General features: G+C 59.5%; 16 protein-coding genes and 1 tRNA gene. 11 read left to right on the top strand and 6 right to left on the bottom strand.

Annotated elements, in window-relative coordinates; all coding sequences use genetic code 11:
• The first annotated feature begins 3 nt into the window (after positions 1 to 3).
• Together SA339_12565 and SA339_12570 are read left to right on the top strand one after the other, a co-directional pair.
• The gene (locus SA339_12565) at positions 4 to 984 is read left to right on the top strand and encodes an ABC transporter substrate-binding protein (GenBank protein MDW5564046.1); all 981 of its coding nucleotides are present in this window, start codon (positions 4 to 6) and stop codon (positions 982 to 984) included.
• Between the two features lie 18 nt (positions 985 to 1,002).
• Positions 1,003 to 2,040, top strand: a complete 1,038-nt coding sequence (locus tag SA339_12570) for a uroporphyrinogen decarboxylase family protein (protein ID MDW5564047.1) — start codon at positions 1,003 to 1,005, stop codon at positions 2,038 to 2,040.
• A gap of 7 nt (positions 2,041 to 2,047) precedes the next feature.
• Here SA339_12570 and SA339_12575 read toward each other — a convergent pair whose 3' ends face one another.
• The 3 genes from SA339_12575 to SA339_12585 all read right to left on the bottom strand — a co-directional run bounded on the left by SA339_12575 (position 2,048) and on the right by SA339_12585 (position 5,090).
• Entirely contained in the window at positions 2,048 to 3,427 is a 1,380-nt protein-coding gene (locus SA339_12575; GenBank protein MDW5564048.1) for an aldehyde dehydrogenase family protein, read from the bottom strand.
• 89 nt (positions 3,428 to 3,516) lie between these two features.
• Positions 3,517 to 3,705 carry a hypothetical protein gene (locus SA339_12580; protein ID MDW5564049.1) on the bottom strand — a complete coding sequence of 63 codons (189 nt, stop codon included), beginning with the start codon at positions 3,703 to 3,705 and terminating at the stop codon, positions 3,517 to 3,519.
• A gap of 536 nt (positions 3,706 to 4,241) precedes the next feature.
• Entirely contained in the window at positions 4,242 to 5,090 is an 849-nt protein-coding gene (locus SA339_12585) for a hypothetical protein (protein MDW5564050.1), read from the bottom strand.
• Positions 5,091 to 5,393: 303 nt separating this feature from the next.
• Between SA339_12585 and SA339_12590 the strand changes: the two genes are divergently transcribed.
• The 4 genes from SA339_12590 to SA339_12605 all read left to right on the top strand — a co-directional run bounded on the left by SA339_12590 (position 5,394) and on the right by SA339_12605 (position 8,637).
• Positions 5,394 to 5,801 carry a hypothetical protein gene (locus tag SA339_12590; GenBank protein MDW5564051.1) on the top strand — a complete coding sequence of 136 codons (408 nt, stop codon included), beginning with the start codon at positions 5,394 to 5,396 and terminating at the stop codon, positions 5,799 to 5,801.
• 10 nt (positions 5,802 to 5,811) lie between these two features.
• Positions 5,812 to 6,300 (top strand): hypothetical protein, encoded by a 489-nt coding sequence (locus SA339_12595; GenBank protein ID MDW5564052.1) that lies wholly within the window; start codon positions 5,812 to 5,814, stop codon positions 6,298 to 6,300.
• Positions 6,301 to 6,433: 133 nt separating this feature from the next.
• Positions 6,434 to 7,585 carry a glycine cleavage system aminomethyltransferase GcvT gene (gene gcvT, locus SA339_12600; protein MDW5564053.1) on the top strand — a complete coding sequence of 384 codons (1,152 nt, stop codon included), beginning with the start codon at positions 6,434 to 6,436 and terminating at the stop codon, positions 7,583 to 7,585.
• The gene (locus tag SA339_12605) at positions 7,582 to 8,637 is read left to right on the top strand and encodes a M20/M25/M40 family metallo-hydrolase (GenBank protein ID MDW5564054.1); all 1,056 of its coding nucleotides are present in this window, start codon (positions 7,582 to 7,584) and stop codon (positions 8,635 to 8,637) included. Before gcvT ends, SA339_12605 begins: the two co-directional genes overlap by 4 nt.
• Here the strand turns inward: SA339_12605 and asnS are convergent.
• A complete protein-coding gene (asnS, locus tag SA339_12610) occupies positions 8,628 to 9,941 on the bottom strand; it encodes an asparagine--tRNA ligase (GenBank protein ID MDW5564055.1) in 1,314 nt (437 codons plus the stop codon). The two genes, SA339_12605 and asnS, sit on opposite strands and share 10 nt — an antisense overlap.
• Positions 9,942 to 10,138: 197 nt before the next feature.
• Here asnS and SA339_12615 point away from each other — a divergent pair, with 197 nt between their 5' ends.
• From SA339_12615 to SA339_12635, 5 genes are all read left to right on the top strand, one after another.
• On the top strand, positions 10,139 to 10,603 hold the full coding sequence (locus SA339_12615) for a GNAT family N-acetyltransferase (GenBank protein ID MDW5564056.1): 465 nt from the start codon (positions 10,139 to 10,141) through the stop codon (positions 10,601 to 10,603).
• A 99-nt stretch (positions 10,604 to 10,702) separates the two neighbouring features.
• Positions 10,703 to 10,870: a hypothetical protein gene (locus tag SA339_12620; GenBank protein MDW5564057.1), complete on the top strand. Its 168-nt coding sequence runs from the start codon at positions 10,703 to 10,705 to the stop codon at positions 10,868 to 10,870.
• An 88-nt stretch (positions 10,871 to 10,958) separates the two neighbouring features.
• Positions 10,959 to 11,309 (top strand): Lrp/AsnC ligand binding domain-containing protein, encoded by a 351-nt coding sequence (locus tag SA339_12625; protein MDW5564058.1) that lies wholly within the window; start codon positions 10,959 to 10,961, stop codon positions 11,307 to 11,309.
• Positions 11,310 to 11,347: 38 nt separating this feature from the next.
• Positions 11,348 to 11,602: a UPF0147 family protein gene (locus tag SA339_12630; GenBank protein ID MDW5564059.1), complete on the top strand. Its 255-nt coding sequence runs from the start codon at positions 11,348 to 11,350 to the stop codon at positions 11,600 to 11,602.
• A gap of 46 nt (positions 11,603 to 11,648) precedes the next feature.
• Positions 11,649 to 11,720, top strand: a tRNA-Gly gene (locus SA339_12635).
• Positions 11,721 to 11,828: 108 nt separating this feature from the next.
• Here the strand turns inward: SA339_12635 and SA339_12640 are convergent.
• The gene (locus SA339_12640; protein MDW5564060.1) at positions 11,829 to 12,923 is read right to left on the bottom strand and encodes an aconitase X; all 1,095 of its coding nucleotides are present in this window, start codon (positions 12,921 to 12,923) and stop codon (positions 11,829 to 11,831) included.
• 3 nt (positions 12,924 to 12,926) lie between these two features.
• Positions 12,927 to 13,111: hypothetical protein (locus SA339_12645; protein MDW5564061.1), on the bottom strand; the 185-nt coding region annotated here is incomplete at its 5' end.

The following is a 13,111-nucleotide window of genomic DNA, read 5'->3' on the forward strand; positions in this document are numbered from 1 at the left end:
AAGATGAAAGTGAGCAGGAGCATACTGGTGGTGGTCCTAATAGCGGTCATCGTGATCGCCGCGGCCGGAACCATCATACTGACGAGCGCCCCGGCGAAGGAGAACGCGATGGAGCTCAAGATCACCTATTCGAACAAGATCGATTACGAGCCGCTCATCATCGCCCAACAGATGGGGTTCTTCACCGATGAGGGGCTCAACGTCACCCCGCTCATTGTCAGCGGAGGCATTCAATCGGCGGAGGCCCTGGCCACCGGTTCGGCGGATATGGGAGCCATGGGCGACTCTCCCGCGGTCACCCTGATGTCCAGGAATTTGGGCGCGAAACTTGTCGCCAGCTATGGTGGCGGCGAGGGTCAGCATCGGCTGGTAGGCTGGAAGGACATAAGCAACGTCTCAGACCTGGTCGGAAGGAAGATCGGCGTGCAGTTCGGATCCAGCAGTCAGGGTGCGCTCCTCCGCCTGTTGGAGGCGAACGGTCTGAGCAGCGCGGACGTGACCCAGGTCTCTCTGAGCCCGTCAGATATGCCCAATGCGGTGAAGACCCGGCAGGTCGATGCCATAATCGGCAGCGAGCCGTGGCCGACCAGTGTCGAGAACACATGTGGGGACGACGTGCACGAGATCGCCAACTCGAGCGGCCTGGGCAGCAACTATCCGCTGGTGATCATGGTGACCCAGAAGCTCATCGATGAGAGGCCAGCGACCATCACCGCTGCCCTCAAGGCCATCGATCGAGCGATCGGGTACATGGAGAACGACAGCGAGGCGGCCATCGCCCTGTGCGCAGGGAAGATCGGGCTGACCGCGGACGATGAGAAGAAGTGCCTGACCACCGTCGACTATAAACTGGGGCTGGACCAGACAGACCTCGAAAGCCTGCGCTCAGTCGGCCAGTTCCTGGTCACGAGCGGTAAGATCGCCGAGCTACCGAATATCGAGGGCATGGTGGACCGTACCTATCTGCAGGCAGTACCGGCCTGAGATCAACGGTGGACGGGGATGATCTCCAAGGAAAGGATGGAAGAGGCCCTGCGGCTCGGCGTACCTGACCGCGTCCCGGTGTTCCTGCGCGACCTCACCCTCGGTCTTGATGTGATCGACGTCCCTACGCCGAGGGTATGCGCCGGCCATTTTGACGCCGAGCTGTCGTCCCGGGCGGTGGTGGGGGCCCAGCACCTTCTCGGACACGATGCCGTGGTCGGGAGCATCCAGTTCTGCGGTCTCGAAACGGAGATGCTCGGCGGACAGCTTCGATTCCCGGAGCGAGGCATCCCTACCATCGAGCGCCCCCCGTTCGCCGATCCGGGCGCCGTGGACCGGGCCGAGCTGCCAGACCCTCTCACCGACGAGCCGCTGTCGAATGTAGTTAGGTCCCACGCGCTCACGTCGGAGAGGATAGGGAAGGAGGTCGCCGTCCTGGGGAACATCGAGGGAGCAGTGACCAAAGCAGGGATGCTCCGTGGTCTCGAGGCCCTCCTCATGGACCTGCTGACCGACCGCGCCCTGGCTGAGCGGACGATAGAGTTCGCGTCCAAGTTAGGCGAGGACCTCGCGGGCGCGCTATGCTCGCATGGAGTGAACTGTTCGCTGTTCGTCGCCGCCGCCTCCGACAACCCGGATCTCATCGGACCTGAGGACTTCTCGAGATACTCGCTCCCCGGGTTACGGAGGGTGGTGGAGGTAGGGAAGGACAACGACCTTCCGACGGTGTTTCATCCCCACGGCATCTTCACCGAGCCGGCGTTCTCGCCCCTGGTCTCCGAGTGCGTTAAGCAGGGAATCTCTGGCTTCCAGTTCGCCGAGCGCAACGACCTGCCTTTGGCTAAGCATACATGGGGCGGCGAGACCTGCATCCTGGGAGGGGTCGACGCGTTCACGACGCTGCTCCTCGGCCCGGAAGAGAGGATAGAAGCGGAGACGAGGAAGTACCTCGAGGAGTGCGGGCCGTCCGGCTTCGTAATGATGTGCTCCTGCTCCCTGCACCGCGGCATCCCCCTCCGGAACGTGAAAGCGATGGTCGACGCCTGCCGCCCCTAACGCTCGATCAGCAGAACCAGTGGGCGCGGGGCTGGCAGGAGCGGTGCGCGACGATGGTCTTCTTCTTGGTGAACATCTGCAGCCTGCTCATCGACGACGGGATGCCGCTCTGCTTCCACCCCTGGAAGTACTCGCCGCCCGGCAGCGTCCGAACGCACTCGTTGACCCACAAGTTTCCGGCCTCCAGCTTCCCGGCCATCTCGATTCCGGCCTCGGAATCGGAGGTCCACACCGTCGCCCCTAACCCGTAGTGGGTGTCGTTGGCGAGGGTGACGGCCTCGTCGTCGCTCCCGACCGCGCGCACCGGGCACACCGGCCCGAAGGTCTCCTTGCGGACGACCTCGAGGCTGTCGTCCGAATGCCTGAGCACCGTAGGCGGGTAGAAGAAACCGGGGCCCTCGGGGACCTCACCGCCACACAGCAGCTCCGCTCCGCCGTCGACGGCGTCGCGAACTACGCGATGGACGTTCTCGCGCGCCTCCCCGCGTATCAGCGGCCCGATGTCATCCTCCATGCTCAAGCGCCCCGCGATGCTCACAAGGCGCTCCAGGAGCTCGTCGACCACGTCCTCGTGCGCATACACTCGCTTGATGCGAACACACACCTGCCCGCCGCGGCTGAAAGTGCCGTAGGCGATGCCCCTGGCGGCCTGCTCGACGTCGGCGTCGGCGCGGACGATCCCGGCGTCGTTTCCCGAGAGTTCCAGGATGAGCGGCCTTATGCCCGCTTTCCTGGCGATGTCCTGCCCGGTCTCGATGCCCCCGGTGAAGGTGATCGCGTCGACGTCGGAGGTGACCATCAGCTTCCCGATTTCCGCTCCCCCGACCACCTGGATGTAGAGGTCCTCGGGGTACCCGGCCTCGCGGACCAGCTCGGCGATCTTGAGGCCGGAGAGGGTCGAAAACTCCGACGGCTTGAACACCACGGCGTTGCCGGTGAGCAGCGCCGGTATGGCCGTTATCATCGTCTGCCAGAACGGGAAGTTCCACACCCCGATATGGCCGATGACGCCGTGCGGGTGGAAGGAGATCATGGCGTCGGTGGCGGTCCACGAAGATGGGAGAGAATAGGGGCGGTCCATCGAGGCCAGGTACTCCTCGACGTAGCGGTCCACCCCCGACAAGGCGCTGTTGTACGCGCCGGCCAGCGCCTTCTTCGGGATGCCGACCTCCTCGTGCATTAAGCCTACGACCTCGTCCCTTCGGCGGAGGCAGACGGCCTCCAGCTCCTTGATCAGCGAGGCTCGCTCCTTGCGAGGGGTTCCGGCGTACCACTTTCTCTGGCAGAGGCGCGCCCGGGCCAGGGCGTCGCGAAGCTCCGACGGCGTTGATGATGGCAACTCGCGGATCACCTGCCCGGTGCGAGGGTTGATGGAACGGACGGTCACGAGGCTTCCATCTTCGTCGTCGCTATTGATTGTTTTGGCCGTCGAGCGGTCGAACGCTCACCTAGGGCCGTGTCCGTCGATACACGAGATCAAAGCTCGATCAGTTCCACGCGCTTGCCATCGACGACCCTCTTCCTCGTGCCGTTGCCTTGGCCGCGCTGGACGACCTTGACTCCCCAAGCGCTATGCATGGAGTCCACCGCTTCCTTGATCACCTCCGGCGGACGCGGACCGGACCGGCGCCGCCAACCGTTGGTCTGGTGGATGACGAACTCCACCGGGGCGTTGTACCATATGGTGGCGTCGTTCTCCTGAAGACGAATGTAGAACTTTTTCCACCTTCGAACGGTGACGTAGGCGATCTTCTCTTTCGGAACGAAGCCACCGTCTTGAACAGCACGCGGAAATAGATCGGCGGTATGGTCAGGCCGTTTTCATGTACGATGAGGGGGCGAGAAGTCAGGCCACGAGTGACGTAGAGGTTCTCGGACACAAAGAAAATGCATATGATAAACAGAATTGCCACTATGTCACAAAGGATAAATTGAATACTGTAGTGATTTTCTTGCTTCTGCAACATCAAGAGATAACTTACTAGAAGGATAATCAGTGACCCCCACCCCCGTATGAAGAAGGTAATGAAGAGGATCTTCCGGTAAGTCATCATACCCAGCTTCTCGCGGAAAAAGGGGATTGGTGTCTCCTTGAATATCGGCCTTTTTTCTGCCTGAAACAATTTATCAACTCCCTTCATTGTAACTATATACTGCTGTTCCGAGCCAGATTACAGAGACCCCAAATGAAGTTAAAGCAATTATATTCGAGCAAGCGTCGTAGGAAGGGCAAAACTCTTCCTCCATGCTCTCGGAATAATAATCGGCCACGATATAGCCGAACCAGAAGCAACCGCGCCCAGTATCGCTATCATAAGAATATCCAAGGAGCAACCAGATGATAGTACTTCTACCATGGCGATTATTGAAAGGAAAGCCCCAAATAGAGAGAATGCGAACGTCAAGAAAGAACCGCCAACAGTAAAAACAATACTATCCAATAGCGCGCTCATCCCTCCAAGGATGATACTGAGAATCATTGCCACATCATTAACGAGTGCGCTCCCAAGAACTGATTCTACTATCGCTTGACCAGCCTCTCCGATTGCCGAGCTAGCAGCGTCGACAGCATCACCTATTACTTGAGGGGTGGTCTCGAGGATAGCCATCATCATGATCGTGCCGATCGTGATGATGGCGATACTGGATGCCAATGACGGCTTCATTGCCAATGCCGCCGGAGAGATAGCTTCGGCGGCGGCCTCGACCGTGGAGAACACCATAAGATCGATCCTGGGAAATGATCTGGTGAATATGGAGGCGACGATGTTCGGGATCATCTTCAGCAGCGTCGGTTCCCTGATAACGTTCGTGAGCACGGCGGTGATGGGGACGATGAGGGATTTCGCGTCCTTCGCTGTATCGATCATGGGAGCGATCCTATCCGTCGTTTCTTTGACCCAGATAAACGAACAATCAACAGATTTTACCTGGGTCGAGATTTCGTGCTTTAGCCTCGCATTATCAGGGGCTGGATTTGCGCTTGAGATGACCGGTGGAGGAACAGAGGGCAAGATATGCCCAAGCTTCGATTCGGTCTCCAAGCTCATCTCTGGCCTCGATCTGGGAGTGTCGGCTTTAAGCGTCTGGACAACATACAACGCCTGGTCTAGTGGAGGGTGATGGTGGTGGGGGTATCGGAACATGGAGCCATAGTGTTCGAAGAAACGATGATGCCATCGTATATGCCGGGAGGTTTCAATTCATATAAAAGAAATCTAGCGATGACTTGGTACCTTAGAGGGACTGCCGCTCTGTGTATATTCCTCTTTGCTCTAATTGATGGCCCCTATGAGCCAGTTTTAATATTTTGCCTAATCATCGGCATATTTGGCATTATACTCCTATTTTTATTGAGCGAAGTCGTTTACTACACCAATCAGGTCCTCTCCGCCATGCCGTTGCGTGTCTACGAGAACGGATTGATCATCCCCCCGCTGTACTTCCGTCAGTACACCAAGAAGGGAGGGTTCATCTCGAAGGAGGAGATCGACCGCATCGTCGTCGTACGACGCCGCAACCTAATGGTCGGAGACGGCAAGAAGGAGAAGTACTGGTGGGAGAACGCTCCGGTGGAGTTCATCGTTCATCTCAAGAACGGTAAGAAGCGCCGCTCTGGTCCGCGTCCGCCGGGGACCATTCGTTTGGTGGTCGATACCATGCACGACGCTTGGGGCACCAAGATCGAGCAGAGGGGCTCGGGCAACGGCACGTTGAGGAGAGTCATCAACAGCAAGACCGTCGAGATCCGGGAGCTGTGAGGATGGTACTGTGAATGGAACTACGAACTTCCAGAATCCGATGAACCGCCGGAACCTGGCGATCTGGGGCGTCCTATTCGCCATCACCGGCGCGGTGGCGTTCATCGCCATCGCGCTCGTCGTTCCGGACATGATGATCGCCGGTTTGATCGCCGTCGTCCTCTTCATGTCCCTCTTCTTCTACCTGCTGGCCGGTCAGTACGAGATTGGACGTCCGCAATCGGTGGTACTCGGCGATGTCCTCGTACTTCAACATAGGTCCAGGGGGGCGATGGAGATACAGTATGATCGAATCATCTCCATAGTGCCGTATCCGAGCCTGGCCAGGAGCGGCGATCATTCCCTAAATGCGCAGCACGGCTCGTTCGTCATCACCAATGAGATAGCAAAAGCGGTGCGAGAAAAGTGCCTCGCTCGTACCGGCCGAGATCCGGGAGGCAGGGGAGACAGCCGTTCAGCCCCTACCACTCCGGACCGAAGCAATGACAGAGTGGTATAGGTCCTTTCGTCGACGCATTCCAGGCGTTCGTGACGTGGGCGGTGGAGCTCTTCAGCGCGTTGTGAACGCCAAGGGACCTGGCGATACAACGAGCAAATCATTTTAGCCGTCCTGGGACTTCCTAAGAAGGTCCATGAAGCGCACTCCTCTTTATGATGCCCACGTCGCGCTGGGCGCCCGGATAGTCGAGTTCGGGGGCTGGGAGATGCCGGTCCAGTACACCAGCATCCTGGAGGAGCACCGCGCCGTGAGGGAGCGAGCAGGCATTTTCGACGTCTCCCACATGGGTGACCTCATCATCCGGGGTGAGGGAGCGGAGGACTCGCTGCGAGAGCTCCTCACCAACGACATCAAGGACCTCCCCCTGGGCAAGGGTATCTACGCCCACGTGCTGAACGAGCAGGGAAAGATCATGGACGACACCTTCACCTTCCGCGTCGGCCTTGACACCTATCTGATGGTGCCGAACGCGTCCCATGCAGAGCAAATCTACGAGTGGGTGCGCGACCGTGTCCGAGACGCGGAAGTGATCAACGTCTCCGAGCGCCTGGCGTGCATCGCCCTGCAGGGCCCGAAAGCGCAGGAGGTCCTGCAGCGCCTCACTGACATGGATCTAAAAGGGCTGAAGCGGCTTTACGGCGACATCGTCAACCTCAAGGTCCCGTCGTCAGAGAATTCCGAGCGCTTCCTTCCAGATCTTATGAACTGCGCTCCCCTGCCTTCCGGCCTGACTCAGAGCTACGTCACCCGCTCCGGGTACACTGGCGAGGACGGTTTCGAAATCCTTGTCGAGAGCGGGGCCGCGGAAATGGTCTGGAACGCCCTCCTATCCGTCGGGAGGGACCTCGAGCTCCGGCCCTGCGGCCTTGGTGCTCGGGACGTGCTCCGGCTGGAGATGGGGTACCTGCTCTCTGGCGCTGACTTTGACGGAACCCAGAGCACGCTCCAGACCGGCCCGGCGTGGGTCATCAAATGGAGCCATGAGTTCATAGGCCGGGAGGCGATGCTCCGGCAGAAGGAGCGGGGCGCCTACCGCAAGCTGGTAGGACTCGAGCTTCTGGACCGGGGCATCCCGCGCCATGGGTACACGGTGATGGCGGGCAGGGATGAGATCGGAAGGGTTTCCTCCGGCACCCTGTCACCGATCCTCAACAAGGGCATCGCCCTGGCCTACGTGGACGCGGACCACGCCAGGGAGGGCGAGGAGCTTGAGGTGATGATCAGGGATAATAAAGTCAGAGCGGTGGTGGTCAAGCCACCGTTCATCAGGAGAGTGAAGGATTGAGAGACAAGGTCGTCGATACTCTGCAGGACCTGCTGGCCATGGACAGCGACCTACATGCGGACATGAGCACCATCCTCAGATTTACCCGTCGCAGGCTCGAGTCCGCGGGCATGCGAGTGCGGCTGGTCGGTCCGGAACGGTACCCGGCGCTCATCGCCACCTACGGCAAGAACGGCATGCTGTTCTCCGGTCACCTTGACACCGTGCCGGTCGGAGACAACTGGACGATGTTCCAGGGAGAGGAAGACGGCAACCGCGTATACGGACGAGGCACCTGCGACATGAAGGGAGCATGTGCGGCCATGATCGAAGCGGCCGGCGAACTGGTGAAGGACGAGGTTCCGTTCAGCATCTGCCTCACCACCGACGAGGAGGAGCAGATGGAGGGAGTGGATGCCATCGTCAAGGAGGATCTTGTGCGCAAGGCCAAGGGCATCCTCATCATGGAGCCCACCGAGCTCGCCCCGGCGTATCGAGAGAAGGGGGTCTTCCGTTTCCGGCTGACCACCCGAGGCCGGGCCGCTCACGCCAGCCAGCCGTGGCTGGGGGATGACGCCATACTCAAGATGCATTACTGCCTCGACCGCCTGCTGGACCTGGCGGAGATGTCCTCCCAGCGATCCACCGGAATGACGGTGTGCTTCTCCACGATCAAGGGGGGCAACAAGAACAATGTCGTCTCGGACCACTGCACGGTGGAGGTCGACATCCGGCATCCGTCGACCCAGACCGCTAACGACATAGAGGATATCATCGTCAACCGGCTCCGGGGCGAGGTGTACGAGATGAAGATCGAGTACACCCTGGGAGCGTTCGAGTCCGATCCCGGTTCGGAGATCAGCCAGGTACTGTCCAACTTCCTGGGCACCGACCCCATCGTCGTGCCGTACGCCACCGAGGCCCCCAAGTACGCGGCGGTGAACCCCCACGTTTACATCTGCGGCCCCGGGGACCCCCATCTTGCGCATACTGCCGACGAGTTCGTGGAGATCCAAGAGCTAGAAGAGGCGTACGACATGATCGTGCACCTCGCAAGGTACGTTCAGGGGTAGACGCGGGAGACCGTCCGGGGGAACGGCACCGCGTCCCGGATGTGCTCCAGGTCGCAGATGAACTTGACGACCCGCTCGATGCCTAGCCCGAACCCGGAGTGCGGAACCGAACCGAAGCGGCGCAGGTCCAGGTACCACTGGTACGGGTCCTGGCAAATGTCCTGCGCCTGCATCCGGGCGATGAGCTTGCCGAGATCCGTCTCCCTCTCCGAGCCGCCGATGATCTCGCCGAAGCCTCCGGGGGCCAGAAGGTCGGCGCAGGCGTAGGTCCGAGGGTCCTCGTCGTCCTCCTTCATGTAGAATGCCTTGCACTCCTTGGGGTAGTTGGTCACGAACACTGGCACCGTCTCCTCGGCCGTAAGGGCGCGCTCTTCCGGCGCGCCCAGATCGCATCCCCAACCGATCTCGTAGCCCTGTCCTTGAAGCTTCTCCATCGCCTTGGAGTAGGTCATTCGCTTGAACGGCGGGACGATGGCCTTCAGCGGCTCGATGTTCTTGCGCACGAGCGACAGATCCTCCGCGGCGTTCTTGAGGACCCCCTGGACCATCGCCGTCACCAACTGCTCCTGGATCTCCATGTTCCCCCGGTTATCGACCCATGCCTCCTCGAGTTCCAGGTGCCAGTACTCGGTCAGGTGCCTGGTCGTGCGCGACTTCTCCGCCCGGAACGATGGGGTGATGGAGTACACGCGGTCTAGGGAGAAGATGAGCGCCTCGAGGTACATCTGCGCGCTCTGGCTGAGGTATGCATCGCGATCGAAGTACTTCAGCTTGAACAGGGTGGTCCCGCCCTCGCAGGCGTTCGTGGTCAGGATCGGTGGGGTCACCTCGGTGAAGTTGTTCTCCCTCAGCCAATCGCGGGCCGAGGCCATCGCCACGGCCTTGATGTGCATGACCGCGGTCTGCTCCCGGGAACGTATCCACAGGTGGCGGTTATCGAGCAGCAACTCCTCGCTCTGGTACTCGGTGATAGGGAAGATAGCGGCCGGACCGACGACGGTGAAGGCAGTAGCTCGAAGCTCCTTTCCCCCCGGGGCGCGCTTATCGTCGAAGAGCCTGCCCCTGACCTTGACCGAAGATTCGACGGTCACGCCGTGCGCCGCCTCGAAATCCGGCTCTGGCAGGTTACCTTTCTTCACGGTCACTTGGATTATGCCGGTATGGTCCCTCAGCACGAGGAAGACGATTGCACCGCTAGACCGGGCACGGTAGATCCATCCCCGTACCTCCACCTCAGCGTCGGCAGGGGCGCTGAACAGCCGCTTCACCGGAAGGTAGGACATCATTGTTCCATTATCGTTCAACTATCTCATGATTTCGTCATGCCAGTCACCGGCGGTGAGCATGGCAGCGAGCGCCGATCGCGAATCGCTCCGCCATGGCTGCTGATCCGAAAAACGGTCTGTTCCGTGCTGGGACACGAACGGCCGGTCATCCTCTGTGGCGATGCTACCTCTCGAGCGGCTCTGGCCCAGGCAAGGGGATTTATCATAGCCGGGCCATGAGCGCTCCTGTGAGGATGAGGGACGCCGGGATCGAGGAACTGCCGGAGGTGCAGCGCATCGAGAACGCTTGTTTCCAGGAAGATCGCTACTCGGTCGAGGTCCTCGCCGCGATGCTCGAGGAGGAGGGTTTCGAGACCTTCTTGGCCGAGGAGGGCGAGGTCATGGGATCGGCCACCGTCAACTACCGCCCGGAGCTGGTGGCCGCCCAGCTGGTCTCCCTCGCCGTGCTCCCCCAGTTCCGTGGCCGGGGGGTGGCCAAGGCTCTCCTGGCCGAGGCCGAAGCCAGGGTAGGCAGGAGGGGAGCGGACCGGATGGTCCTCCAGGTCAGCGTCACCAACGTCGCCGGGCTGAACCTGTACCTACACCAGGGCTACGTACTCGATGGCATGATTGGCGACTACTACGGTCCAGGGAGAGATGCGTACTTCATGGACAAGGTGCTTGATCCCACCGCCCGTTGAATGAGGACCAGGCCAGGCGTTGAAGGGAAAATCAATATATAGACATCGTAGTATTCGGCGTGCTGTCATCCCTTGTGGATGTTGGCCGGGTGAAGGAAGATGGAAGAGACCCTATGCAACGTTGAATTCATCAAGGACAACAACGACTATATCGCAAGAGTTCAGAGCGAGATAGGCGGGGTGAGAGAGTATCGCAGCTCCTCCCTGGAAGAAGTGCTTGAACAGGTCATCATCGACCTCCAGGAAGAGTTCGAAACGGCGGGATAGAGCCTTTTTGCGCCCACGTGAATAGGGCCAACCATATTCATAGGGCATATCTTCCTATACATCCTATAGTGTCAGGAGAGGTCATCCGATGCAGAACCGGGAAAAGTCCGACTACGATACCGTCATGTCGTCCTACTTCGGGGATGATCAGGTCACTGCCCTGATCAACCTTAAGGTCGAGACCAAGGACGCCGACATCATCGCAGAGGCCATCGCGGAGAACGACGCCGTTGACGACGTTTACCTGGTGACAGGCGACACCGACATCGTGGCGGTCGTCAAGTTCGAGACCTACGGGCAGCTGAAGAGGTTCCTTATGGACACTGTGACCAGCATCCCTGGGGTTAAGGAGAGCAAGACCTTCATGGTGGTCACCACCTTCAAGAAGGGTGGCGAGCTCAAGTACGAACGGACCGAAGGTGGCCCGGAAAGCAAGTGATGAGGAAAGACCCTCCCCGCTCGACGGGGGTGAAACCAATGGTAGACAACATAAAACTCAAGCAGATAATGGACGTGTTGGACCAGTTGGCTGAGGACACCTCGGTGCCCCGCAACATCCGACGGGGCGCTACCGACGCCAAGGGGCGCCTGCAGCAGCCCAACGAGGCCATGGACGTCAGGGCGGCCAGCGCCGTGCACATACTGGACGAGCTGGCCAACGACCCGAACATCCCGCTCCACGGCAGGACGTTAATCTGGAATATCATAAGCCAGCTTGAGACGGTGAAGTGACCGCCTCAAAACCTTTTAATCACCAATCCACGTTCAGGCTCGATAGGCGGGCGTAGTCTAGTGGTTAGGACTTAAGCTTCCCAAGCTTGAAGCCCGGGTTCGAATCCCGGCGCCCGCACTTTTAAACAAACCCAGTTAAAATGTGTTCTTGTCAATAAACAGGCGTGATATCGTCATCGCATTGGACCATCCCACTATGGCACAGACAGGCAGCGTTTAGCGGGCATCAGATCGTAAGCAACTGATGCATTTCTGCCTCCGAACGATAGGATGCCCTGAGACCGCTGTTGCGTAAGCACTCGACCAGTGAGGGGCTGTCGCACGCTATCGCTCTACCAACGAGCTCCTCCCTCATGCCCAGGGGGCATTCGTCCACGAACACATGGCCTCGTTTTCTGAGCACATCCCCGAAGATGGGACACTTGTCCAAGCACAGTCGGGAGGTGAAGAACCATGCTTCGATATTGCTTGGCGCTCGATCGGCCAGCTTCTTAGACCAGCGGTTGATGTCCTGCTCCGACATGTGGGGACAGCCCAATATAATTAGATCTGGTGAGCCTAGGTCATTAGTTGACAGGCTGTCCTTGCCCACCTCCATCATCTGCATACCGGCAGGAGGAACGGATCCTCGCTGCATCCTGAAGAGGGGGATTTCAGCCAGAGCGTTCATGGCCAAAGCGAGCCTCTTGGCCTCGTCAAAGGTCGGGGCCACACCACACAGCAAAGGAATCTCTCCACTGAGCTCTCGGGATAGCGTCCAACCTAGCAGGGGGTAATCGATCGTGCCGCCACCTTTAGGAACAGTCACCGCCACAGTGGCCTGGCGATTCTCCTCCAGGTGAAGACCACGCTCGGGCGTCAGCCCTGTGATGGCCGATGCTACTGCGGTCTCGAAACTTTCGACCTCGGTCCTGGCACCAAGAATCGAGTTGGCAAAGGAAGAGGCGGCACGACCGCCCCATGCGATCACCTGATCCCTTGAGGGATGGTTTCCAGAGAGATATGGTGTGCAGGTGAATGAGTAGTTGCTCTGCAGCCTCCAGCCCTCCAGTAGTCGTTTTCGTTCCTCAGCGACGATGTCACCCGGCCCTCTAGGGTTCGCCGTGAAAGGGAGGGCGATCTTACCGGTCAGCGAGCACAACCATTTCCAGGCTTCCGGCGAGTCAACGGTGCACCAGTTAGGAAGATGCACGGACCTCACCGGGATCAGTCTGGACGATCCTTCCCGATCTCCCAGCTTCACCAGGTGGCCCATGGCCCACTCGACCGCTGGTCCCCGCCTACCGCTCAGCGCCAGCTCCTGTTCCTTACCAAGGATCAATTCTCACCTGGGCTTGCGGAGCACCACCTCATACAGTTTCTTCGTGAAAGGTGGGGATCGATCCTCGAACTCCTTGATCCATTGAAGCTCATATCTCTTGGACAACTGCCTAAGCTGGTCCTCGGAGAAAAAGTGCACCACGAAGCCCATGGGGTTCTTCCACATGTCCTCCCCCTGCGGCTCGAACT

The sequence above is a fragment of the Methanomassiliicoccus sp. genome, assembly GCA_033485155.1.
In the GTDB taxonomy this organism is placed as follows: domain Archaea; phylum Thermoplasmatota; class Thermoplasmata; order Methanomassiliicoccales; family Methanomassiliicoccaceae; genus UBA6.

Excerpts from the sequence above, each read along its gene's own strand:
- SA339_12565 (MDW5564046.1), top strand. The coding sequence starts at position 4 with ATGAAAGTGAGCAGGAGCATACTGGTGGTGGTCCTAATAGCGGTCATC.
- SA339_12570 (MDW5564047.1), top strand. The coding sequence starts at position 1,003 with ATGATCTCCAAGGAAAGGATGGAAGAGGCCCTGCGGCTCGGCGTACCT.
- SA339_12585 (MDW5564050.1), bottom strand. The coding sequence starts at position 5,090 with ATGAGCTTGGAGACCGAATCGAAGCTTGGGCATATCTTGCCCTCTGTT.
- gcvT (MDW5564053.1), top strand. The coding sequence starts at position 6,434 with ATGAAGCGCACTCCTCTTTATGATGCCCACGTCGCGCTGGGCGCCCGG.
- SA339_12615 (MDW5564056.1), top strand. The coding sequence starts at position 10,139 with ATGAGCGCTCCTGTGAGGATGAGGGACGCCGGGATCGAGGAACTGCCG.
- SA339_12620 (MDW5564057.1), top strand. The coding sequence starts at position 10,703 with ATGGAAGAGACCCTATGCAACGTTGAATTCATCAAGGACAACAACGAC.
- SA339_12625 (MDW5564058.1), top strand. The coding sequence starts at position 10,959 with ATGCAGAACCGGGAAAAGTCCGACTACGATACCGTCATGTCGTCCTAC.
- SA339_12630 (MDW5564059.1), top strand. The coding sequence starts at position 11,348 with ATGGTAGACAACATAAAACTCAAGCAGATAATGGACGTGTTGGACCAG.